Here is a 22895-nt window from a genome sequence, read left to right as displayed (position 1 = left end):
AACCACGCTTTTGCGCCAAACTTAAGGTAACAAAAACTCCGAGCTCTAATACCTAAAGTTCGAACAACTATGGTACTGGAGCCGCAACTGAGAAGTTGCCCGGTAGCCAGAGAAATCAACCTGCCGCCCACGAGCTTTAACGCTCGATATTTGGAAAGGTGTTAGATGAACTTACAAGACTCATTCGGAAGAAGATTCAATTACCTGAGACTCTCAGTAACTGAGCTGTGCAATTTCCGCTGTAATTACTGTCTTCCTGATGGCAACGACTGCAACACACCCAAAGGTGGTTTGTCAGTGAAAGAAATTCAAACCTTGGTGCAAGTGTTTGCCGGCTTGGGTACAACCAAAGTGCGTATTACTGGTGGCGAACCAGCACTGCGCAAAGATTTGTGTGAAATCATCGAAACCTGCAAGAAAGTCGATGGCATTAAAAAAGTCGCACTGACAACCAACGGTTTCAAACTCAATCAGGATATCGAAAGGTACAAGCAGGCTGGTATTGACGCGATAAATGTCAGTGCGGACAGCTTAGATCCTCGAATGTTTGCGGCGATCACAGGCAAACAAAAGCTGGAGGAAATACTGCTGGGTATCGAACGGGCAGCTCAGTTAGGTGTAAGCAGTATTAAGTTAAACACGGTCATGCTCAAGCAGTTCAATTACAAAGAGTTAGATGCATTTTTTGACTACTTACGTTCCCACAAGGTTACCTGGCGATTCATTGAGCTTATGCAGACCGGTGACAACAAAGGTTTTTTTGATAAAAACCATGTCGCCGGACAAACGATCAAGGATCGACTCATTGAGCAAGGGTGGCAGCGCATCATAAGAGAAACAGATGCCGGGCCTGCACAGGAATTCATGCACCCCGAATTTGCGGGGAATATCGGCCTTATCATGCCTTATAGCGAAGATTTCTGTGAGTCATGCAATCGCTTGCGTGTTTCCGCACAAGGCAAACTGCATCTATGCCTGTTTGCAGAGCAAGGGATCAGTATCCGCTCTTTCTTGTCGGTCGGCGATGTATCAGGTGCTCAGCAGGCTATTGTTTCTCATCTTCAACAAAAACACAGTCAGCATTTTCTGCATCAAGGGTTCACTGGTGCAACAAAGCAACTGGCTATGCTAGGAGGTTAACATGAACACAATTGGCGTTATTTTAGCTGGCGGTGCGTCTAGCCGCATGGGACAAGACAAGGCATTGCTAACGATTTCGCAATCAACCATGTTAACCAGAACTTACCAACTGTTACTTGAAGCATCGGTGAGTAAAGTTGTTATCAGTCGTAATGACGGCGAAGCTGGACATATTTCAGATCTGTATCCAGGTAAGGGGCCATTATCTGGCATTCACAGCGCTGCCATGCGCTTTCCTGACAAAAATCTATTGATACTGCCGATTGATCTGCCGCTAATGGATGTTTGCACAATTCAGCGCTTGTTGGACAGCGGCGAAAAGTTCTCAAGCAATGTCAGATTTGGTGAGCATAGTTTGCCGCTTTACCTACGTAACACCGAAACGACCCGCCAAACCCTGGATTACACGTTGCGGTGTACAAACAGTTTTTCCGTTGACCGCTTTTGCACGCATTTTCCTTTAATGAAGCTGCAACTGCGTCAGCAGTCACCCCTTTTCAATTCAAACACACCAGAACAATGGCGTTTTGCAATGCAACATTTCAAAACGTCTGACAATTCTGCACCAACTGAGGTTCGTCATGGGACATGCTAACAAACAATTTGAATCACTTGGTATTGCTGTTCTAACAGTATCTGATACGCGTGATAGAAGCACAGATACCTCTGGCGAGTATCTGGCTGTGAATGCAACTGAATCGGGTCATCAGGTGATTAAGCGAGACATTGTTATTGATGACATTTATCTTATTCGAGCATNGCGTCTCAGCTTATATCGNCGGATCCAGCGATACAAGCCGTAATCGTCACTGGCGGTACCGGATTCACTTCGAGAGATTCTACCCCCGAGGCAGTACAACCCTTGTTTGACAAAGAAGTTGAGGGATTTGGTGAGTTGTTTCGATATTTGTCGTTCCAGGAAATAGGCACGTCAACGATTCAATCAAGGGCTATATCTGGGTTAGCAAACAATACGGTCATCTTTTGCCTGCCTGGGTCTACCAATGCATGCAAGACTGCTTGGACTGGTATCATTGAAGCGCAATTAAATGGTGCCCATGGCCCTTGCAATTTCGTGCCGCATTTGCAAACCAATGAAGCACTTCGATGTGCGAGCAGAGCGGTATGACTCAGTCAACCCATTCCGTGCTAAGCCATATTGATAATCAGGGCAAGGCAAACATGGTCGATGTGAGCGAAAAAGCGGCATCGACGCGCATAGCAAAAGCGGAAGCCTACGTCAGTGTTTCAGATAGTGCGCTTGAGCAAATAATACAAAATCAGTTGGCCAAAGGTGATGTCTTTAGTGTCGCCAGAGTGGCAGGCATACAAGCTGCAAAACAATGCGCCAATTTGGTGCCGCTATGTCATCCGCTTTTGCTTAGTAAAGTCGACGTAGATTTTGAAACTGACGAGTTATCCAAGCAAATAAGGATAACCTGTCAATGCAAGTTAAATGGTAACACTGGCGTTGAAATGGAGGCGCTTACTGGTGTCTCGGTAGCTGCGCTGACGCTTTTTGATATGTGCAAAGCTGTCGACCCAGAAATGGTTATTCATGGCTTGNAAAGTTACTGAAAAAAGCGGTGGTAAAACTGGACTGTGGAGGCGTTCAGCATGATACAGATTAAATTTTTCGCAAGTCTTCGAGAAAGCATAGGTATATCTTCTTTAAACCTTGAATATGCCGGTGAAAGCACTGTAGCCGATGTCGCAAAAGAGCTTGTTGAGCGTGGTGAAGAGTGGCGTTTGCTTGAAGAAAGAGATGTGTTGTGTGCGGTTAATCAAACTCTTTGTGGAAAGGACGCAAGAGTAAATGATGGCGACGAAATCGCGTTTTTCCCGCCGGTGACAGGAGGTTAACAATGATTAGTGTTCAGCGTGGCGATTTTGATCATTGTGAACAATACCAGGCGCTCAAGGAGGAGGCGGATGGCGACGGTGCCGTAGTCACTTTTACGGGGTTGGTCAGAGATTTCAATATCCAGGGTGCCGTGTCAGGCATTCGTATAGAGCATTACCCTGGGATGACCGAAAAATCGCTGATGCATATCTGTAGTGAAGCGCGAAAACGTTGGCAGTTGGGGCAAATAAGAGTCATCCATCGAGTGGGTACAATTGGGCCACAAGAGCAGATTGTGTTCGTTGGCGTGACATCCAAGCATCGAAAAAACGCATTTGAGGCGTGTGAGTTCATTATTGATTACCTTAAGACCAGTGCACCTTTATGGAAACAAGAAGGTACCTCAGAAGGCATGAAATGGGTCACCAGTAGGTCCTCCGATCAGGAGGCAATGGATCGCTGGGCTAATACAGCCAGCCTGTCTTGAAAGATACGCCGACGATTACGAAGAGAACAGAAAGCAAGGTAACAGCAATAATATGGGCTGCCATATCCCATAAATTTTTATTAGATAATTTTGGTAAGACTCTGAGTTTCGCGTCAGCAGCAAGCAAAATAGTTAACGCGAGTAACATTAACTTCATACCTACTACTCTGGAGACAGGATTACTCCAATCCAGCCATAAATAAACGTCGGGCAATAGTCGATGCGCCAACAGTAAACCTGTGATGATTTGGACTAGCATTGCTGGTTTACCAATACGCTCAAACGCCGATTCAAATTCCAGCAAACGCTCAGGAGAATTCTCTTTCAACACTCTGGGTAAAACAGCAAGAGACAATACAATATGGCCACCTGTCCATACGGTCGCTCCCAAAATGTGAGCCAGTATCAAATAACCATACATAAGATAAAGTCAAACCTGACTGGGTCTGCTCCATATAAAGGTTAAAACGAGAATAGATATGGTGAGTACCAAAGTCATCATCCAATAGGCATATTCGCCAATGAGTAACGCAGCAGCTACCATTGCCATCATGCAAGCACTAGCAACGACCTTAGTTTTAAGTGCAATCATACCGGACTGCTCCCAATCGTTTATCACTCTTCCAAGCGCTGGCTGCGATAGTAGCCACTGATGCAGTGCGTTCGAGCTTTTAGAAAAGCAAAAAGCAGATAAAAGTAGAAAGGGCGTAGTTGGAACTAACGGCAATACTATCCCGACAATTCCGCAAAGACAGGCCAATAAACCTGTGAGCATGTATATTGATCGATACAGCTGTGTTTGCATAGTGTTATTATCTCAATACCGCATCAAACCATTGCACGTTCACGGATTCTCCCGGCTCTACCATTCCTCGACTGTTCTCCAGCACTGCATAACAATTGCTTGTGGTAAAACAGGACAGTACGCCTGAACTTTGTGAACCTCCAGAGTCGACTATCAGTTGACCATTGTCATCCCGGTAACAGACTGCGCGTTGATAGTCAGTTCGGCCCGGTTTCTTTTTAAACTTACTTTTCGCAATGGCTTTAACAGCGATTTTTCCTTCTGGTGTACAGCCGGCTAAAAGTGATAAGGAGGGGGCGGCAATTTGGTCAAAGGTTACTGCTGCTGATACTGGATTACCCGGGAGGCCAAAAAACAAACTGTTATCCAATCTGCCGAAAGCGAGTGGTTTGCCAGGTTTAATCGCCAGCTTCCAAAAGTCTACTTGACCTATCTCCTCGAGGATTTCGCGCGTATAGTCAGCTTCACCTACTGATACACCGCCAGAAGTGATTACGCAATCTGCATTTGCATCAGCTTGGATAAAGGCATCACGGATTTTGTCCGGGTCATCTTCAATCACACCTAAGTCCAGAACCTCAGCGCCAAGACGCCGTAGCATCGCGCGAAGCATGGGGCGATTGCTATCAAAGATTTTGCCTTGTTGCGGCGTATCTCCCGGCTGTAGTAACTCATCACCGGTTGAAAACAGTGCCACTTTGAGTTTGCGGAGAACTGGTACATTGCTAATACCTATGGACGCGAGAAGCCCAATATCTATTGCATTTAGTCGCTTTCCTTTTGACAGTACGATGGATTTTTTGGCGATGTCACTGCCTGCAATGCGAATTGCTTCACCTAGCTTTACACTATGCGTGACCGTGATTTCATTATTATTGGCAACCGTATTTTCTTGCATTACCACTGCGTCTGCACCTTCTGGGATTTGCGCGCCGGTCATAATTCGCACGCACTGATGTTTGCCTAACTCGCCGTTGAATGGGTTGCCGGCAAAGCTTTTTCCGACCAAATTGAAAGTCTTGGCAGAAGACAGATCCTGATGGCGAATTGCATAGCCATCCATTGCGGAATTATCGAAACCTGGGACGTTGATAGGGGAAACCACGTCTTCGGCCAGCACTCTATCTAATGCTGAATCGAGGTCGCATTGCTCTATATCGTTAATCGGCGTGATAGTGTCCCAGATGATCTGTTTTGCTTGTTCTATTGGCATAAGGCCTTTTGCGTTGCAACCGCACCCCATAGCTATGCTCCTTTCTGATGGTTAACCNATCCATACCGCTGCTTCCACGCGAGAGCGTAGATTCAGTTTTTTGAGAAAGTGCTTCACATGGACTTTTACTGTGCCATCTGAAATATCCAATTCCCGAGCAATGAGTTTATTACTCATGCCTTTGGCGATAAGTTTGAGGATCTCCAGTTCTCGACTGGTCAGGCTGGCCAATGCACGGCTTCCGGCTCTTTCAGGTTTTCTTAATGCCGTTGCCAACACTTCAGTCAGTTTTGCACTCATCACCATTTTGCCAAGCGCGGCTTCACGCAGTTTGTCGACAATGTCTTCGGGATCCATGTCTTTAAGCAGATAACCATCGGCGCCTGAACGCACCGCTTCAACAACATCTTCATCATTGTCAGATACCGTCAACATGATTATGCGCGAGTCAACACCTTTATCACGAAGATGCTTAAGCGTTTCGAGTCCGTCCATACCTTGCATGTTTAAGTCTAGCGTGATCAGGTCAGGCTCCAACTGCACTGCCATTTCGATGGCTTCTTTTCCTGAGCTCGCCTCACCAATGACTTCTAAATCATCTTCAAATTCGATGAGTTGGTTTAATCCTTTACGCAATAAAGGATGGTCGTCGACCATCATGATGGTGGCGGGTTTGTCTTCGAACATGTGTGCCTCCTTACAAACGCTTAGTCATTCTTTTCATTTAACTATACACGAACCGGAAAACTTCTCTGAAATTACTTGAGGTAATCGATCTACCACTTAAGAGGTAGCAAGGCATATTCCTTGAAACCCTTTAAATGTAGGGAATACAGCAAGATAGCCCTACCACTTTCAGCACATAATGCTTTAGAAATCTCGTGTTTTATTACCACAATGCTTCGCCAGAATACCCACTGAAGCAGATTGTTAGCTTAGCCTGTGTCGACCATAGTGTGACCATATAAATGTCATTCTATGTTGGAGTAAGCGTTATGTCTGATCTGCACAAGTGGGATCCAGAAGACCCCGATTTTTGGGAAAAAGAGGGAAAGAAAATAGCAAATCGCAACCTTTGGATATCGATTCCTAGCTTGCTGGCGGGTTTCGCTGTATGGCTCTACTGGGGCATTATTACCGTCCAAATGCTAAATCTGGGGTTCCCTTTCGCGAAGGCTGAACTCTTTACCTTAATGTCGATAGCTGGGTTAACCGGTGCAACATTGAGAATTCCTAGCAGTTTCTTCATTCGATTATGCGGTGGAAGAAATACTATTTTTTTCACAACGGCACTCTTGATGATACCAGCTATGGGAACGGGGTTTGCGCTACAAAATCCTGACACACCCTTGTGGCAATTTCAGCTACTAGCATTATTGTCTGGTTTCGGTGGCGGAAACTTTGCGTCATCGATGTCTAACATCAGCTTTTTCTTTCCGAAGAAACAGCAAGGTTTAGCACTGGGTATGAACGCGGGTTTGGGTAACTTTGGTGTTACAACGATGCAAATCGTTGTGCCACTGTTCATGACATTCGCGGCCTTTGGCGCGTTTAGTGGCGACCCAATGACGCTAATCAATGCATCAGGTACGCTGATCGGCAAAATCCCTGCAGGTACAGAAAGCTATATTTCAAACGCCGGCTTTGTTTGGTTGTTGTTACTTGTACCCTTATTCTTCCTCTCATGGTTTGGTATGAATAATATTCGTACCCCAGAAGTTTCCCCCGATATTGGTAACCCTTTGACATCTTTCGCGTTGATCAGCGTCATGCTCGGCATTGGTCTGGTTGTTGCTGCTTTTGGCCTGTGGTTAATGCTACCTGAGGCCGCAAACGGTTCCGGATTCGGTGTACCTAAAGAAGTTGTACTAGTACTGGTTGTTACCGCGACAGTGGTCATCTTGAAAATACTACCTGGTTCAATTGGTGAGAGTCTGACTCGTCAGTATCAGATCTTTAACAACAAGCATACCTGGGTGATGAGCGTAATTTACACCATGACGTTTGGTTCATTTATCGGTTTCGCCGCGTCATTCCCGCTAGCAATTAAAGTTATCTTTGGCTATAGCCATGTTATGGTCGATGGCGTAATGACTCATGATACCATCAACCCGAACGGCCCAAGTGCCTTGATGTACGCCTGGATGGGCCCATTCATTGGTGCACTTATTCGTCCGTTAGGTGGCTGGATTTCTGACAAAATCGGCGGTGCGTTAGTCACACAAATATGCTCAATTGTGATGATTGGTAGCGCGCTTGGTGCTGCTTACTTCATGCAGGAAGCCTATCAATCTGCAACACCAGAAGAGTTCTTTATACCATTCTTTGTGTTGTTTCTGATTCTCTTTGCAGCCACAGGCATCGGCAATGGGTCAACCTTCAGAACCATCGCGCAAGTATTCCCTAAAGAACAAGCGGGCCCAGTCCTTGGTTGGACGTCAGCTGTAGCGGCATACGGTGCCTTTTATATTCCCAAAGTTATTGGTGAGCAAATCCAGGCGACCACTCCGGAAGTTGCATTAATTGGGTTTGCAGTGTTCTACGGCGTCTGCGTCTTGATTAATTACTGGTTCTATTTACGTAAGGATGGCGAGTTCTACAATCCTTAGGCAAAGCAAACAAGCGATATCAAGGTGCGAGTACTCGCACCTTTTATCGTTTTACCATGGTTAGACTATCATGCGTTTAAAGCTAATCTTGTTATTGATAAGTCTGTTTGTTCATTCGAATGTGAATGCTGATGAGCTGTTAATCGCTGCAGCGTCAGATCTTAAATTTGCAATGACAGACATCGTCAGTTTATTTGAATCAGCTAATCCAGGCGTAGCAGTTAGAACTTCGTTTGGCTCATCAGGCAAGTTTCGTACGCAAATCCGCAATGGCGCACCTTATGACCTGTATTTTTCAGCAGACATTAGTTTTCCACAGCAGTTAAATGCGTTGGGGTATTCTTCGTCGGCTGTTATCCCTTATGCAAAGGGCAGGTTGGTATTACTGAGTCATAAAAACGATATGTCCAATAGCCAACTCACTTCTTTGCTTCATGCTAACTTTGAGCGAATCGCTATAGCTAATCCACGACACGCTCCCTATGGCATGAGAGCCAAAGAGGTACTGCAACAAGCTGGTTTGTGGACTCAGCTGACTTCAAAAATCATCTATGGTGATAGCGTTTCCCATACTGCTCAATTTATTGTTAATCGGCATGTTGACGCCGGTATTGTAGCCTTGTCGCTGGTCAAGTCTGCATCGAACTCCTCAAAAGCGTCCTACTTATTGATACCAGAGACTCTCCATTCTCCGCTGATTCAAGGCTTTATTGTCACCCAACGCGGCGGAGATAACCCTTCAGCATGGCTATTTCATTCCTTCATGCAAAGTGGAGAAGTCGCAAAAATACTTACAGAATATGGGTTTGAAACACCTAATCAGGAGGCTATAAGTGATGTCGGCGGGTGATATGCAAGCGTTGCTTCTGACCTTGAAGCTGGCGAGTACGGTAACCATTATCCTGTTGTTTTTCGGAATTCCGTTTTCTTGGTGGTTGGCCAGGTCTCACTCCAAGCTCACAAGTCTGTTAACTGCCCTGGTGGCAATGCCACTTATCTTGCCGCCTACGGTACTCGGATTTTACTTGCTATTGCTGTTAGGCCCAGAGGGACCGGTTGGAAAGATAACTACGCAATTGGGTATTGGTTTATTCCCTTTCACATTTTCAGGCTTAGTCATAGCCTCAATTATTTATTCTTTACCCTTTACAGTACAGCCCCTTGTGTCTGCTTTTGAGGCCATTCCCGGTCGAACACTAGAAGTCGCTTCTACATTAAGAGCCTCACCTATCGATGCCTTCTTTTCTATCGTATTGCCGTTATCTAAGAGCGGTATCCTTACCGCTATAGTGTTGACCTTTGCCCATACAGTTGGTGAATTTGGCGTTATTTTGATGATTGGAGGCAACATTCCGGGAGAAACACAAGTTGTTTCAATTCAAATTTATGACCATGTAGAAAGTATGGATTATGGCGCTGCACACACACTGTCGCTGATCATGCTTGTCTTTTCATTTATGACGTTGACGCTTCTGCAATGGATCCGGCGTCGACGGTTTGCATTCATCCCCGTGAAGAGTCAGTAATTGTGGAGCTGGGCTATAAGCTTTCTAAAGGGCGTTTTAATCTGAATGTTGAGCTTGAACTCCCCGAAACAGGGATTAGCGTGCTTTATGGGCATTCAGGTTGTGGTAAGACAACGTTACTGCGCTGTGTCGCTGGCTTAGAAAAAGAGGCAGCTGGACACTTTTCTATCGGTAATGAAGTTTGGGATAGCCCGAAATCTAAGCTTAAGCCGCATAAGAGAGCCATAGGATATGTCTTTCAAGAGCCAAGTCTGTTCAGTCATCTCAGTGTGAAAGACAATCTCGACTATGGTATAAAACGCACCATTGAGGCGAGCAAGAAGAGCCTGGATGAAGCAATCGCAGTCTTGGGTATTGAACACTTATTGGATCAGAAACCTCAAGCGTTATCAGGTGGGGAAGCACAGCGTGTTGGCATAGCTCGCGCGTTGGCGTTGAACCCCAAAATCTTGTTGTTTGATGAGCCTCTGGCATCACTTGACGATGACCGAAAACGCGAGATATTACCCTACCTAAAGCGAGTTAAGCGGCAACTGAGCATACCAATGTTATACGTTACTCACGCTGCGCCAGAAGTGGCAATGCTTGCAGACCATGTTGTTGTTATGCATGAAGGCAGGGTGGTATCCAGTGATTCACTGGCGGCGTCGCTTTCAAATGAAAGCTCACCACTAAAATTAAATGGTGAAATATCAACCGTTCTGACCGGGCAAGTTACTGAAATAGACAAACATTGGCATTTAGCCTGTTTATCCATTTATGACCAAAAGCTATGGCTCCCCGATGCCAAGCTTTCTATTGGTGATGAAGTAAGAGTTCAGATTCTAAGCAAAGATATCGGCTTGGCTAATTCTGCAGGTGACGCCAGTTTTCAGAATGTGCTCAAAGCTGAGATTGTGGCAATTAATGAGGGTGAGCATCCAAGTCAAGCAATTGTTAAGGCTGCTGCTGGTGAGCATGCTTTTATGGTTATGGTAACCAAACGCGCATTAGCAAACTTGGCTTTAGACGTTGGTAGCCAAGTGTTGTTGCAGGTAAAGTCAGTCGCAATTCACAGTTGATTAAGTGGGCAAAAGCGCGGGAAATTAAGCGCTTTTACTCTTTACCTCAAGCGTTCGCGCATACTCTGGAATAAAGCTAAACATCACAGTGGTGCCTCGCTCATCATTGCGTTTAACTGATAATTCACCATCCAAATTTCGGCTGCGTTCCTTCATAATGGCAAGGCCGTAATGATTAAGTTTATTAGGATCTTCGGGGATGCCTATGCCGTTATCTTTGACCGTCAATATCACTTCGGAAAGAGAGTTACTGGTGATGCTAATGTCAATGTTAAACCCTTGAGAATGATAGAAGGCGTTTTGGGTAGCTTCTCTGGCGATTTGTAATAGATGTATTTCTTCTTGAGGCGTGAAGGGAATATTGCTGACGTGATAATTAAGCGTAAAATTGAAATCGTCTGAACGGTTTTGCAATTGCGAAATCGTTTGCTCTAACGCGGCTTTGATGCCCTGTCCATCGAGTTTTAATCTGAAAGTAGTTAGCAATTCTCGCAGTTCACTGTAAGCCGCACCGAGGCCGTTCTTTAATTCATCAATAACTTGGTCTATTTGCTCCTGAGCACTCTCTTTCTGCTGCAGTCGTTGTAATCGCGTTACCTGAATTTTCAAATAGGACAATGCCTGCGCTAGTGAATCGTGCAGTTCTCTGGCTATCACCGTGCGTTCATTCATCAAAGCAATGCGCCTGCGCTGCTCGTTTTGATGTTTCATGCTCAGTCCATTGGCAACCTGTTCAGCGATGGCTTCAAATAGCTGATGCTGCCAGTCTTCCAGAATACTCCCTTCATCCAAACTCACTACCAAAACTCCGTAGTGTTGATCGCCGATATTCAACTGATACTTCATTTGGCCATTAACAGGGGGGAAGAGCGAATCATGCTCAGTACAATCGTGACAGAGTTGCTGCTGACACTTGTCTGGAATGGTTTTCTCTGAACTCATCAAATGTTCGTAAGGGCCCGTGCCTTGCGCTGTCATAATGCACAGGTCTAAGTCTTTTACGCCAGTTACGTCAGCCAGCTTGTTAAGCAATGGCTGAAAATCAGCGGAGCCCGGTTCAACTTCATTGAGTCTGCGCGATACTTGAAACAGTAATTCAAGAGATTGATTTGAGCGTGTCAATTTTCTTGTCTTACGCTTAATTTGTTCTTCAAGTTGAGATTTTGAGCGATACAAGCTACCGCTCATTTTATTGATTGTTCTAGCCAGTAAAGCCAGCTCGCCTTTACCTGTTTCTTCGGCCCTAGCGGTGAAATCTCCTTGTCCTATTTGACGGGCTACTGAGGTCAATTTCGAAAGAGGTTGCTCTATATGTCGATGAACAATCATCATCGCTATAGCGATCAGTATCAAGGTACTAAACAACGCCAAACTCTGTACTAATCGTATATTAGCAATATTTATTTCAGCATATTTCTGATAAGCAACAACAAGCAGTTCGATGTCCTCGACCAGTTTGTTAAAAACCTCCAGACTGGACGTGTTGGAATTACTGGGAGATGCCAAATTGGTTTGGATTAATTGCTTAACTTGTTCATTCCAGTTGTTAGCAACAATCGCATGATGCTTTGCGATATCGCCATTATCCCAAAGCGCCTGCTGATTAACCAGCACACCGGTATTGAGGGTGAGGTCAAATTCGTCAACTAATTGATTGATGGTCTCAATATCACCTGGGCTATCCTGCATGACGCTATGAATTCGATACGTTTGCATTCTCAACGAACCCGCCACATTCACCGCTTGTGCATCGAACTGTGCACCGTCACTCATAAACACGGTGGTAAACATACTAACGATCGCCAAAAAGCTCACCGAAAACATTAATGCGGCGATTTTAAAAACGGTCGAATGTATGAAATTTTTAATTGGTTGCATGGTTTATATAGAGATTACGTCGACTCACAAGTGATACCTACAAAGATTAGTCTACGCTTAATTTGTAATTAGTTCTTAATGACATCAGTCTAGACCCCTTTAATACAAAGGGAAAGCTAAAAAACGCCTCTACCTCTTTGGTGGTAACTCCCTTGTTTACCACTATTTTCAGGCTCTTGCCGAGCGAATAACAATACACTTTAATCCATATAGAGCTTGAGTTTGCAGCGCATCGTATCGTTGCTATTCCATTAATAAAGGAGTCTGGCGTGAGTCATTTTTTAGACAGATTGCAGTTCTTCAAACGTAACGAGGAGCCGTTTTCGAACGGTCACGGGGTTACCACGAATGAAAATAGAGGGTGGGAAGACGGATATCGCCGTCGCTGGCAGCATGACAAAGTTGTGCGTTCAACCCATGGTGTCAATTGTACCGGGTCATGCTCCTGGAAAATCTACGTGAAAGATGGATTGGTAACCTGGGAAACGCAGCAAACTGATTACCCACGTACACGACCAGATCTTCCTAACCATGAGCCCAGAGGTTGCCCAAGGGGCGCAAGTTACTCTTGGTATATTTACAGTGCCAATCGTCTCAAGCATCCAAAAATCCGTAAACGCTTGGTAAAACTGTGGCGAGCAGCTAAAGCTCAATACAAAGATCCGGTAGAGGCATGGCGCTCGATTGTCGAGGATCCTGCAAAAGCCAAGGAATATAAACAACAACGAGGCCTGGGGGGATTTGTTCGCGCTAAGTGGAACGAGGCCAATGAGATAATCGCGGCTGCGAATGTATATACGGCAAAAACTTACGGCCCTGATCGTATTAGTGGCTTTTCACCAATCCCAGCTATGTCTATGGTTTCCTACGCCGCAGGCGCGCGCTATCTGTCATTGATAGGTGGCAATTGCCTAAGTTTCTATGACTGGTACTGTGATTTGCCACCTGCTTCCCCGCAGATTTGGGGTGAACAGACCGATGTACCAGAGTCGGCTGATTGGTACAACTCAAACTACATTATTTGCTGGGGCTCAAACGTTCCGCAAACACGGACACCTGATGCGCACTTCCTCACCGAAGTGCGATACAAAGGTACGAAAGTCATCGGTATCACGCCTGATTATTCCGAAGTGGCGAAGTTAACCGACCAATGGCTGGCACCTAAACAAGGAACCGATGCGGCACTAGCGATGGCATTTGGCCACGTTATTCTCAAAGAATTCCATGTTGAGAAACCATCAGCCTACTTCGCCGACTACGTGAAGCGTTACACCGACTTCCCCGTCTTGGTCATGTTGGACAAAGCTGAAGACGGTAGTTTGCATCAGGGGCGTTTCCTCAGAGCGTCAGATTTAGATGGTCAACTTGGTCAAGACAACAATCCAGAATGGAAAACTATCTCCATTAACGATAAGGATGGCGAATTGGTTTCGCCCACTGGATCAGTTGGTTATCGCTGGGGTGAAAAAGGTAAGTGGAATATCACCCAAACTGATGGTAAATCTGGGGATGAACTCGACTTGCGTGTAAGCCTGAAAGGTAGCCACGATGAGCTGGTAAGTGTTGCATTCCCATACTTTGGTGGTGCTGAGCATGAATTTGGCTACTTCCAGAATACCGAGCATGACGACGTGTTACAGCGCAAAGTGCCAGCGAAGAAAATCAAACTTGCTGATGGGTCTGAAGCCTATGTTGCCACTGTGTTTGACTTAACCCTTGCCAACTACGGTGTTGACAATGGTTATGACGATCCGAATGTTGCCAGCAGCTACGATCAAGACATTCCCTACACCCCGGCCTGGCAGGAACAAATCACCGGCGTACCCCGCGCAGATGTGATTAAAGTCGCGCGAGAATTCGCATCCAACGCGGATAAGACCAAAGGTCGCTCTATGGTTATCGTTGGTGCAGGTATGAACCATTGGTATCACATGGACATGAACTACCGTGGTCTCATCAATATGCTGATGATGTGTGGTTGTATCGGTCAAAGTGGTGGCGGTTGGGCACACTATGTGGGTCAAGAGAAACTGCGGCCACAAACTGGCTGGCAACCGCTGGCGTTTGGTCTTGACTGGCAACGTCCACCGCGCCATATGAATGGAACGTCTTTCTTTTACAATCATTCAAGCCAGTGGCGCTATGAGAAGTTGGAGATGACCGAGGTCATTTCTCCGATGGCAAATAAAGACAAATGGTCTGGTTCGATTATTGATTTCAACAGTCGAGCCGAACGTATGGGCTGGTTACCATCCGCACCGCAACTCGGCATGAATCCGCTTCAGCTTTGCAGAGATGCAGAAGCTGCCGGTAAGTCGCCACAAGACTACGCCGTGGAACAACTCAAAAGCGGTGAATTGAATTTTGCCTGCTTGGAGCCTGAGAACCCGCAAAACTATCCGCGTAATTTGTTTATTTGGCGCTCGAACTTGCTTGGTTCCTCAGGGAAAGGCCACGAATACATGCTCCGTCATTTACTCGGTACAAAACACGGCTTGATGGGCAAAGATCTCGGTGAAGACGGTGGTAAAAAACCGGAGGACATAAAATGGGTCGATGAAGCAGCAGAAGGTAAAGTTGACTTGTTGGTGACTTTGGACTTCCGCATGTCAACCACCTGTCTGTACTCAGACATCGTTCTACCAACCGCAACCTGGTACGAGAAAGACGATCTCAATACCTCTGATATGCACCCGTTTATTCACCCATTGAGTGCGGCGGTAGACCCAGTGTGGGAGTCTCGTTCTGACTGGGATATTTTCAAGGGCATCGCCAAGCAATTCTCAAAAACGGCGGTTGGCCACTTGGGTGTAGAGAAAGATTTGGTCACCTTACCGATTCTGCACGATACGCCAGCGGAAATTGCACAACCTTTTGGTGTGAAGCACTGGTGGAAAGGTGAATGTGACCTTATCCCAGGCAAGACTGCGCCGAATATGATTGTGGTTGAGCGCGACTATCCAAACACCTATGCACGTTTCACATCAGTTGGGCCGTTGCTTGAAAAACTTGGCAATGGTGGCAAAGGCATTAATTGGAACACCGATGCAGAGGTTGAATTCCTTGGTCAGCTAAATCGTCGCCATGTTGAAGAAGGCGCGAATAAAGGTCGCCCCAAAATTGAAACAGCTATTGATGCGGCGGAAGTGATTCTTTCACTTGCGCCGGAAACTAACGGCCAGGTTGCAGTGAAAGCATGGTCTGCCCTTGGCGAGTTTACCGGACTGGATCACACTCATCTGGCCAAACCCAAAGAAGAGGAAAAGATCCGCTTCAGAGATGTGCAGGCACAACCGCGCAAGATCATCAGCTCGCCGACTTGGTCAGGCTTAGAAGATGAACACGTCTCATATAACGCAGGTTATACCAACGTGCATGAGTACATTCCTTGGCGCACAGTCACAGGTCGTCAACAGTTCTATCAGGATCATGAATGGATGCGCGATTTTGGAGAAACCATGTGCCTGTATAAGCCACCAATCAATCTCAAAACCGTTAAGCCAATGATGAACAAACAACCTAATGGCAACACAGAGATTGCGCTGAACTGGATAACACCACACCAGAAGTGGGGGATCCACAGCACCTATTCAGACAACTTGTTGATGCTTACATTGTCTCGCGGCGGCCCGATTGTATGGATTTCTGAACCTGACGCGCAGCGCGCAGGTATTGTCGACAACGATTGGATCGAAGTCTTCAACGTCAACGGTGCGATTGCGGCCAGAGCGGTAGTTTCGCAGCGCGTACCGGAGGGTATGAGTATGATGTACCACGCCCAGGAACGTATCGTAAACGTGCCTGGTTCAGAGGTGACCAAGACTCGTGGTGGTATCCACAACTCAGTTACGCGAGCGGTGATGAAACCTACGCACATGATCGGTGGTTATGCGCAGCAAGCCTACGGATTTAACTACTACGGTACTGTCGGATGTAACCGCGACGAATTCGTTATTGTGAGAAAAATGGCGAAAGTCGATTGGTTGGACGATGACAGCGTCGAACAGAATGCAGATGAATTTAACAACTTTGGAGCGGAGGGCTAATCATGAGAGTTAGAGCTCAAATAGGCATGGTGCTCAACCTTGACAAATGTATCGGTTGCCACACCTGCTCTGTAACTTGTAAGAATGTATGGACATCGCGTGAAGGTGTCGAGTACGCATGGTTCAATAATGTCGAAACCAAACCGGGCATTGGCTATCCCAAGGAGTGGGAGAATCAGGAAAAATGGAACGGTGGTTGGACTCGGCATAGCAATGGCAAATTGACACCTAAGCAGGGTGGCAAGCTGCGCATTCTGGCCAACATTTTCGCCAACCCTGATCTGCCGGGTATTGATGATTACTACGAGCCGTTCGATTTCGACTATCAGCATTTGCATAAAGCTGGTGAAAGTAAACACCAGCCTGTCGCACGTCCTCGTTCATTGATTACGGGTCAGCGGATGGAAAAAATTGACTGGGGCCCTAATTGGGAAGAAATCCTCGGTACCGAGTTTTCCAAGCGTCGAGCTGACAGCAACTTCAATCAGATCCAGGCCGATATGTACGGCGAATTTGAAAAGACTTTCATGATGTATCTACCTCGCTTGTGTGAGCATTGCATCAATCCTGCGTGTGTGGCGTCTTGCCCATCAGGGGCAATTTACAAGCGTGAAGAAGACGGCATTGTATTGATTGATCAGGACAAGTGTCGCGGCTGGAGAATGTGTGTCAGTGGTTGCCCGTACAAGAAAATCTATTACAACTGGAAAACCGGCAAATCTGAGAAATGTATTTTCTGCTATCCACGTATTGAGGCTGGCCAACCCACCGTCTGTTCTGAGACCTGTGTTGGTCGTATTCGCTACTTAGGCGTTATGCTCTATGATGCTGACCGCGTCGAAGAAGCCGCCAGTGTTGCCAATGATAAGGATCTTTACCAAGCGCAGTGCGATATCTTCCTCGACCCATTCGATGAGGCGGTACAGGAAGCAGCACGCAAAGAAGGTATTCCAGACGCCTGGTTAAAATCGGCTCAGGAGTCTCCGGTTTACAAGATGGCCATGGACTGGAAAGTTGCTCTGCCTTTACACCCTGAATACCGCACTCTGCCAATGGTTTGGTATGTGCCGCCTTTAAGCCCAATTCAGAGCGCAGTTGAGGCCGGTAGTGTGCCAATGGATGGTGTCTTCCCAGACTTAAAAGCACTGCGTATTCCGATGAAGTACTTGGCCAATATGTTAACTGCAGGTGACGAAGCACCAGTTGAACATGCTTTAAAACGCATGATGGCAATGCGTAAATTCAAACGTTCACAACAAGTAGACGGTGAAGAAAATCTGGAAGCACTGGAACAAGCTGGTCTCAGTGTTGCGCAAGTTGAAGAAATGTATCGTTATATGGCACTTGCCAACTACGAAGACAGATTTGTCATTCCNGACAAGCCACAAAGCGTATGCAGCTGATGCCTATGACATGAAATCAGGTTGTGGCTTCAGCTTCGGTAACGGCTGTAGTGGCGGAGACAGCAGTACAGACTTATTTGGTGGTAAAAAACAAACCGTTCGTCAAGTCATCCCTGTGGAGGTACAAGATTAATGGAAACTTTAAAAGTCCTTTCAAGACTTCTTGATTACCCGACAGAAGCGCTTTATGAGCACGGAATCGATGTTGCAGAAATCATTGCAAACGATGCCGCGCTTGATGAAACCAACAAAGCGAGTCTGCTCGCATTTGTCGATCAGCGCTTCTCAGACAGCTTGCTTGATTGGCAGGCTGACTATGATGGTTTGTTTGAACGGGGTCGTTCACTCTCGCTGCTCATTTATGAACATATTCATGGTGAATCGCGCGACAGGGGCCAAGCAATGGTCAACTTGCTTGAACAGTACCGAGCAGCAGGCCTGGACATAGGTGTCAGAGAGTTACCTGATTATATCCCATTGTTTCTTGAGTTCGTTAGCACACAAGGCAGCGAGAATGGCAAAGGTTGGTTGCAGGACATTGCACCGATCCTTGCTCTTCTCCAAGTGCGTCTAGAAAAACGAGACTGCAACTACAGTGCTGTCTTTTCAGCACTAGTTGCACTTTCTGAGGCGGCTATTGATGTGCAGGCATTACGTGAGCAAGTCAAAGATGAAAAACGTGATGATACCAAAAAGGCGTTGGACAAAGTCTGGGAAGAAGAAGCTGTTACTTTTGGTGGCGATGCAGTAAACGGCGGTTGCCCCTCTCAGGTCAATCGACCTACTGAGACACAACGTCGCGACCAGGATGTCCCCATCAGTTTTATAGATACTTCGTCAGCCCAAGCGGCTGAGCAAGCAATAAGGAGCTAGTTATGGCGTTTTTAGATATGTTCTTTTTTGGCATCTATCCTTATATCGCAACCGGGATTTTCTTTCTCGGCAGTCTTCTGCGCTATGACCGAGAGCAATACAGTTGGAAAACGGGTTCAAGCCAGATGCTAAGCAGCAAAAACTTTCGGATAGCCAACATTTTGTTCCATGTCGGGATCATTGCGATCTTATTGGGGCATTTTGCCGGCCTTGTCTTGCCTTGGGAGATTTGGCACGCACTTGGAATTTCACTCGCAACTAAGCAAGTGATCGCCATGGGCGTTGGTGGCTTCTTTGGTGTCTTATGCTTCATTGGTTTAACCATGTTGGTAAAACGCCGACTGTTTGACCCCAGGATCCGCGCCAACAGCAGCAAGATGGACACCGGCATTTTATTGCTTATCTATCTTCAGTTAATCGTGGGTATGTTTACCATTGTGATCTCTTCAGGTCATATGGATGGTGCTGTGATGTATAACCTGATGAGCTGGTCTCGGTACTTACTGACATTCAGACCTGTTGAAGCAGTAGAGTTTATTTCAACCGTTCATCCGGTTTACAAGTTCCACGTTACTTTGGGTATTACGTTGTTCGTACTATTCCCATTTAGCAGGTTGGTGCATATCTGGAGCGTTCCTGTGCAGTATGTTCGCAGAAGCTATCAGGTTGTTCGTTCAAGAGCATAATTTCCACAATCACTCATTGGGGCAAGGAAGCCTCCTTTTTTAAGTAGGATTGACTATGTCACTTACAAACACACCAGATATTACGGTAAACGGGAAAACCATTAGCGCGGCGATGATCGACGCTGAGGTTCAGTATCATCCTGCCGAATCACGCCGACAAGCGATGGTAAAAGCGGCAGAAACACTGATCATCGGTGAGCTGGTTACGCAAAAAGCGATGGAAAAAGGGATCCCACTCAACCCTAAATCAGATGCAATTGAACAAAACAGTCAATTGATTGATAGCCTGTTAGCCTCTGAAGTCTGCGTACCGGAGGCAACCACCGAGGAATGCGAGCGCTATTACAGCGCAAACAAGGGTACGTTCAAAACAGCTCCGCTAATTGAAGCAAGTCACATACTGATTGCATCAGACCCGAAGGATCTTGAACACAGGGCAGAGTCTCATGCATTGGCGGTTAACTTAATTCATAAGTTACAAGGCGGAGAATCTACTCTTGGAGAGTTGGCGAAACAGTTTTCTTCATGCCCTTCCAAAGATGTTGACGGCAGCTTAGGTCAGCTTTCCTATGGTCAGACAGTAAGGGAGTTTGAACGCCAGGTTTTTGCCGCCAGTGAGGGGCTGATGCCTCAGCCGGTAGAGACTCGCTATGGTTACCATGTAGTTCTTGTTGCCAGAAAAGTAGACGGCAAACCGCTTTCCTTCGATATGGTGAGAGAGAAGATAAAACAATATCTTAATGATAAGGTTCACCGTAAAGCACTGTCGCAGTATTTGCATCGACTCGTTAGCGAAGCAGATATACAAGGTTTCAAGTTTGAATTCGATGATTCTATGTTAATGCAGTAGTGTTGTTTAAACTCGATAAAGTGGTGGGGTAAAAGATGACGAATCCCTTCACGGCGCGATGGACGGCGCAAGGACACACGCTCTGTTTGGGCCATTGGGAAATCTGCTTTAACCAACAACTTTTGGAATTGCCGTCGGCAAAAGCCGAGAACCATATGGACACACGCGGTATTTTCAGTTGGCTATTCCCTGATGATGAAGAATACATAGAAGGACTGGAGATCCATGAATGGATTGAGGAGCAAGCAAACTGGCTTGTGCCGCTGTTTGAGCGTTACGACATCCCATTCGATGAACAGCATGTTGAGTGGTTTTATGAGGCGGTAAATCAAAATGACTGGCGATGCGGTAGTTGTGGTGGCTGCCTTTAACTGAGAAGGAATGGAAACATGGTAAGTGATAGTACAACAGTGCTGGATTTGCTAGAAAAATACCCTGTAGCAGCAATTGCCAGTGCAGATTTACTGACAGTTTATGAAGGCTGGTCTATCAAAAAACTCTCAGAGTTTTTTGCGAAGCATAAAATAACTGGTGCTCCAGTTATTGCATCTGATGAAACCCTTGTCGGTGTTGTTACACAAACTGATGTTGTGAAATTTGAAGGCAGCAGCCCAGATGAAAAAGAGATTGAGAAAATCATTCAACACTACATTGGGCCACAGGGTACCGTGCTGCAATCAGAAATTGATCGGATAAAGTCACGCGCATCTGATTATTGCACGGTCAACTCTATAATGACCCCAGAAGTGTTTTCAATTGACGAGAAAAGGCCTATTTCAGAGGCGTATAACATCATCGAGTCGCATGACATCCATCGGTTATTTGTTACGCGTGAATCAGTGCTGATTGGTGTGGTTACTGCCATGGATATCCTTAACTGGGTTATGCAATGCCCCGCGGCAGATTAATAAAGCATAGAGTTGTTCTGTGAAAGGCCTTATTATTAATAACCAGTTTTTGAAAGAGGATTACGCAGAACCAATGAAATCATATAGTTTCTTAGTCAAATAGTCCGTCTAAAAATTTAGGTTTCAAACTTTTGCGTTAGCTTGTCCTAAAATGCGCTTCAATATTTAATTGATAGTATGAAACTTTTTTGTATCAGATTTGAGTGATCTCCACACCAATCTATTCGAATAGGATGATACTTTTTGATTCATCGGATAAGTTGGGATTTATAAAATCAATAACTTATACTCTCTTTAGTATGATAGTTTTTTGTCAATCTACATCTATTTGCTTAAAAACAAAGCCTGCGAATGACAAAATCGCAGGCTTTTTCGTGTATTGATTGCGGTCTCTGAGAGAAAGTAAAACGGCATGGTGCCTACACACCTCTTTATTGTTCGCCACTTCATCGACAAACCCTACCCGCCCGTCTTACATAACTAAAACAACCGTTGTAAAACGGACGACACGTTCATACTTATAAGTCATTACCAATTTTCCACATTGCGAGGCAACATGGCTATACCCTATTCATTGCTAGATTTAGCGCCAATATCTGAAGGGTTTGGCGTTAAAGACGCGCTAAACAACTCGAAGCTGATGGCAGTTGAAGCTGAGCGCAGTGGCTACGAGCGTGTATGGTTGGCCGAGCATCACGGCATGCACGGTGTGGCGAGTTCAGCTACCTCTGTCGTGCTAACCCACATTGGCAATGCTACCTCTAGCATTAAGATTGGTGCAGGTGGCATTATGCTGCCTAACCATGCACCTTTGGTAATTGCAGAGCAATTTGGCACCTTAGCGGAGTTGTTTCCTGGGCGTGTAGAGTTAGGTCTTGGCCGCGCTCCCGGCACGGATATGGCCACTGCAAGGGCACTTCGTCGTAATTTACAAAGCGATGTGGATAATTATCCTCAAGACATTCAAGAGCTACAGCACTATCTTGGCACACCACAAGACAGTCAGCCAATTGTGGCCGTACCAGGGGCTGATACCCACGTACCGCTATGGCTGCTAGGTTCTAGCCTTTACAGTGCGCAAGTAGCGGCGAAGATGGGCTTGCCTTATTCGTTTGCCTCCCATTTTGCGCCCGATGCGCTATTCGATGCACTGCATGTCTACCGCAATATGTTTAAGCCTTCATCGCAATTGTCAGCACCACAAGCCATGGCAGGTGTCATGGTGGTGATTGCAGAGACTGATGAAGAAGCTGAGCTTTTATTTACTTCGGTCAAACAGCAGTTTATGAATATGCGCCGGGGCTTAAACAAGCCCTTTGCCAANGCCGATGGCAGACTTTGATAACTATTGCACTGCATCAGATGAAGCAATGCTAGCTAACGTACTTAGGTACGCCTTGGTGGGGTCCAAGGAGACGGTGAAGGAAAAGCTCAACGACTTCGTAGAGGCGACACAAATTGATGAGATTATTGTTTCTATGCCAATTTACGACATAGATGCTCGTTTGTTCAGTGTTAAGGCGTTTGCGGACATCGCTACCTAATTCACGGACCGTTATTACCAGTT

At 46.0% G+C, this 22895-nt stretch carries 21 protein-coding genes, 3 pseudogenes and 1 riboswitch; of the genes and pseudogenes, 19 read left to right on the top strand and 5 right to left on the bottom strand.

What is annotated here, in order from left to right; genetic code table 11:
* The first annotated feature begins 24 nt into the window (after positions 1-24).
* Positions 25-177: riboswitch (molybdenum cofactor riboswitch) on the top strand.
* The 6 genes and pseudogenes from moaA (at position 166) to moaE (ending at position 3470) form a co-directional block, all read left to right on the top strand.
* Entirely contained in the window at positions 166-1140 is a 975-nt protein-coding gene (moaA, locus tag MADE_RS18740) for a GTP 3',8-cyclase MoaA (protein WP_023559974.1), read from the top strand. It overlaps the preceding riboswitch by 12 nt.
* Before the next feature lies 1 nt (position 1141).
* A complete protein-coding gene (locus tag MADE_RS20065) occupies positions 1142-1735 on the top strand; it encodes an NTP transferase domain-containing protein (protein WP_012520031.1) in 594 nt (197 codons plus the stop codon).
* Positions 1722-2269 (top strand): annotated as a pseudogene (gene moaB, locus MADE_RS20395) (molybdenum cofactor biosynthesis protein B). Before MADE_RS20065 ends, moaB begins: the two are co-directional and overlap by 14 nt.
* A gap of 17 nt (positions 2270-2286) precedes the next feature.
* Positions 2287-2761: pseudogene (moaC, locus tag MADE_RS18730) on the top strand (cyclic pyranopterin monophosphate synthase MoaC).
* A complete protein-coding gene (moaD, locus tag MADE_RS18725) occupies positions 2758-3003 on the top strand; it encodes a molybdopterin converting factor subunit 1 (protein ID WP_012520028.1) in 246 nt (81 codons plus the stop codon). The pseudogene moaC and the gene moaD overlap by 4 nt, the downstream one beginning before the upstream one ends.
* 2 nt (positions 3004-3005) lie before the next feature.
* Complete coding sequence (moaE, locus tag MADE_RS18720) at positions 3006-3470, top strand: molybdopterin synthase catalytic subunit MoaE (protein WP_012520027.1); 465 nt, start codon at positions 3006-3008, stop codon at positions 3468-3470.
* Here the strand turns inward: moaE and MADE_RS18715 are convergent.
* The 4 genes from MADE_RS18715 to narL are packed head-to-tail and all read right to left on the bottom strand — an operon-like array spanning position 3448 to position 6175.
* Positions 3448-3861 carry a copper resistance protein CopD gene (locus tag MADE_RS18715; RefSeq protein WP_226431874.1) on the bottom strand — a complete coding sequence of 138 codons (414 nt, stop codon included), beginning with the start codon at positions 3859-3861 and terminating at the stop codon, positions 3448-3450. The two genes, moaE and MADE_RS18715, sit on opposite strands and share 23 nt — an antisense overlap.
* Positions 3862-3900: 39 nt before the next feature.
* Positions 3901-4245, bottom strand: coding sequence for a YbaN family protein (locus MADE_RS18710; protein WP_158318457.1), 345 nt, complete (start codon positions 4243-4245; stop codon positions 3901-3903).
* Between the two features lie 37 nt (positions 4246-4282).
* On the bottom strand, positions 4283-5518 hold the full coding sequence (moeA, locus tag MADE_RS18705) for a molybdopterin molybdotransferase MoeA (RefSeq protein ID WP_012520024.1): 1236 nt from the start codon (positions 5516-5518) through the stop codon (positions 4283-4285).
* 21 nt (positions 5519-5539) lie between these two features.
* The gene (gene narL, locus MADE_RS18700; RefSeq protein WP_023559973.1) at positions 5540-6175 is read right to left on the bottom strand and encodes a two-component system response regulator NarL; all 636 of its coding nucleotides are present in this window, start codon (positions 6173-6175) and stop codon (positions 5540-5542) included.
* A 308-nt stretch (positions 6176-6483) separates the two neighbouring features.
* On the opposite strand from narL, the gene MADE_RS18695 reads away from it, so the two are divergent.
* From MADE_RS18695 to modC, 4 genes are all read left to right on the top strand, one after another.
* Complete coding sequence (locus tag MADE_RS18695) at positions 6484-8097, top strand: MFS transporter (protein WP_012520022.1); 1614 nt, start codon at positions 6484-6486, stop codon at positions 8095-8097.
* A gap of 70 nt (positions 8098-8167) precedes the next feature.
* Entirely contained in the window at positions 8168-8947 is a 780-nt protein-coding gene (gene modA / locus MADE_RS18690; protein WP_012520021.1) for a molybdate ABC transporter substrate-binding protein, read from the top strand.
* Positions 8934-9623, top strand: coding sequence for a molybdate ABC transporter permease subunit (gene modB, locus MADE_RS18685; protein WP_012520020.1), 690 nt, complete (start codon positions 8934-8936; stop codon positions 9621-9623). Before modA ends, modB begins: the two co-directional genes overlap by 14 nt.
* Positions 9575-10684, top strand: a complete 1110-nt coding sequence (gene modC / locus MADE_RS18680) for a molybdenum ABC transporter ATP-binding protein (RefSeq protein ID WP_080663251.1) — start codon at positions 9575-9577, stop codon at positions 10682-10684. The genes modB and modC overlap by 49 nt, the downstream gene beginning before the upstream one ends.
* 24 nt (positions 10685-10708) lie before the next feature.
* Here modC and MADE_RS18675 read toward each other — a convergent pair whose 3' ends face one another.
* Positions 10709-12499 (bottom strand): histidine kinase, encoded by a 1791-nt coding sequence (locus MADE_RS18675; RefSeq protein ID WP_232363078.1) that lies wholly within the window; start codon positions 12497-12499, stop codon positions 10709-10711.
* A 332-nt stretch (positions 12500-12831) separates the two neighbouring features.
* Here MADE_RS18675 and MADE_RS18670 point away from each other — a divergent pair, with 332 nt between their 5' ends.
* From MADE_RS18670 to MADE_RS18635, 9 genes and pseudogenes are all read left to right on the top strand, one after another.
* Positions 12832-16608 (top strand): nitrate reductase subunit alpha, encoded by a 3777-nt coding sequence (locus tag MADE_RS18670; protein ID WP_012520017.1) that lies wholly within the window; start codon positions 12832-12834, stop codon positions 16606-16608.
* Positions 16609-16610: 2 nt separating this feature from the next.
* Positions 16611-18011 (top strand): nitrate reductase subunit beta, encoded by a 1401-nt coding sequence (gene narH, locus MADE_RS18665; protein WP_470207096.1) that lies wholly within the window; start codon positions 16611-16613, stop codon positions 18009-18011.
* Between the two features lie 10 nt (positions 18012-18021).
* A complete protein-coding gene (locus MADE_RS21265; protein WP_470207095.1) occupies positions 18022-18144 on the top strand; it encodes a hypothetical protein in 123 nt (40 codons plus the stop codon).
* Complete coding sequence (narJ, locus tag MADE_RS18660; RefSeq protein WP_012520015.1) at positions 18144-18884, top strand: nitrate reductase molybdenum cofactor assembly chaperone; 741 nt, start codon at positions 18144-18146, stop codon at positions 18882-18884. Before MADE_RS21265 ends, narJ begins: the two co-directional genes overlap by 1 nt.
* Before the next feature lie 2 nt (positions 18885-18886).
* Positions 18887-19570 (top strand): respiratory nitrate reductase subunit gamma, encoded by a 684-nt coding sequence (gene narI / locus MADE_RS18655; protein WP_012520014.1) that lies wholly within the window; start codon positions 18887-18889, stop codon positions 19568-19570.
* A 55-nt stretch (positions 19571-19625) separates the two neighbouring features.
* On the top strand, positions 19626-20420 hold the full coding sequence (locus MADE_RS18650; RefSeq protein WP_012520013.1) for a peptidylprolyl isomerase: 795 nt from the start codon (positions 19626-19628) through the stop codon (positions 20418-20420).
* A 155-nt stretch (positions 20421-20575) separates the two neighbouring features.
* Positions 20576-20791 (top strand): hypothetical protein, encoded by a 216-nt coding sequence (locus tag MADE_RS20785; protein ID WP_201767778.1) that lies wholly within the window; start codon positions 20576-20578, stop codon positions 20789-20791.
* 18 nt (positions 20792-20809) lie between these two features.
* Positions 20810-21328, top strand: a complete 519-nt coding sequence (locus MADE_RS18640) for a CBS domain-containing protein (RefSeq protein WP_012520011.1) — start codon at positions 20810-20812, stop codon at positions 21326-21328.
* A gap of 556 nt (positions 21329-21884) precedes the next feature.
* Positions 21885-22872, top strand: a pseudogene (locus MADE_RS18635) (LLM class flavin-dependent oxidoreductase).
* Positions 22873-22895: the final 23 nt, after the last annotated feature.

Source organism: Alteromonas mediterranea DE (assembly GCF_000020585.3).
In the GTDB taxonomy this organism is placed as follows: Bacteria; Pseudomonadota; Gammaproteobacteria; order Enterobacterales; family Alteromonadaceae; genus Alteromonas; species Alteromonas mediterranea.
The sequence above is the reverse complement of the archived record's forward strand: the minus strand, read 5'-3'. Positions and strand labels throughout refer to the sequence as shown.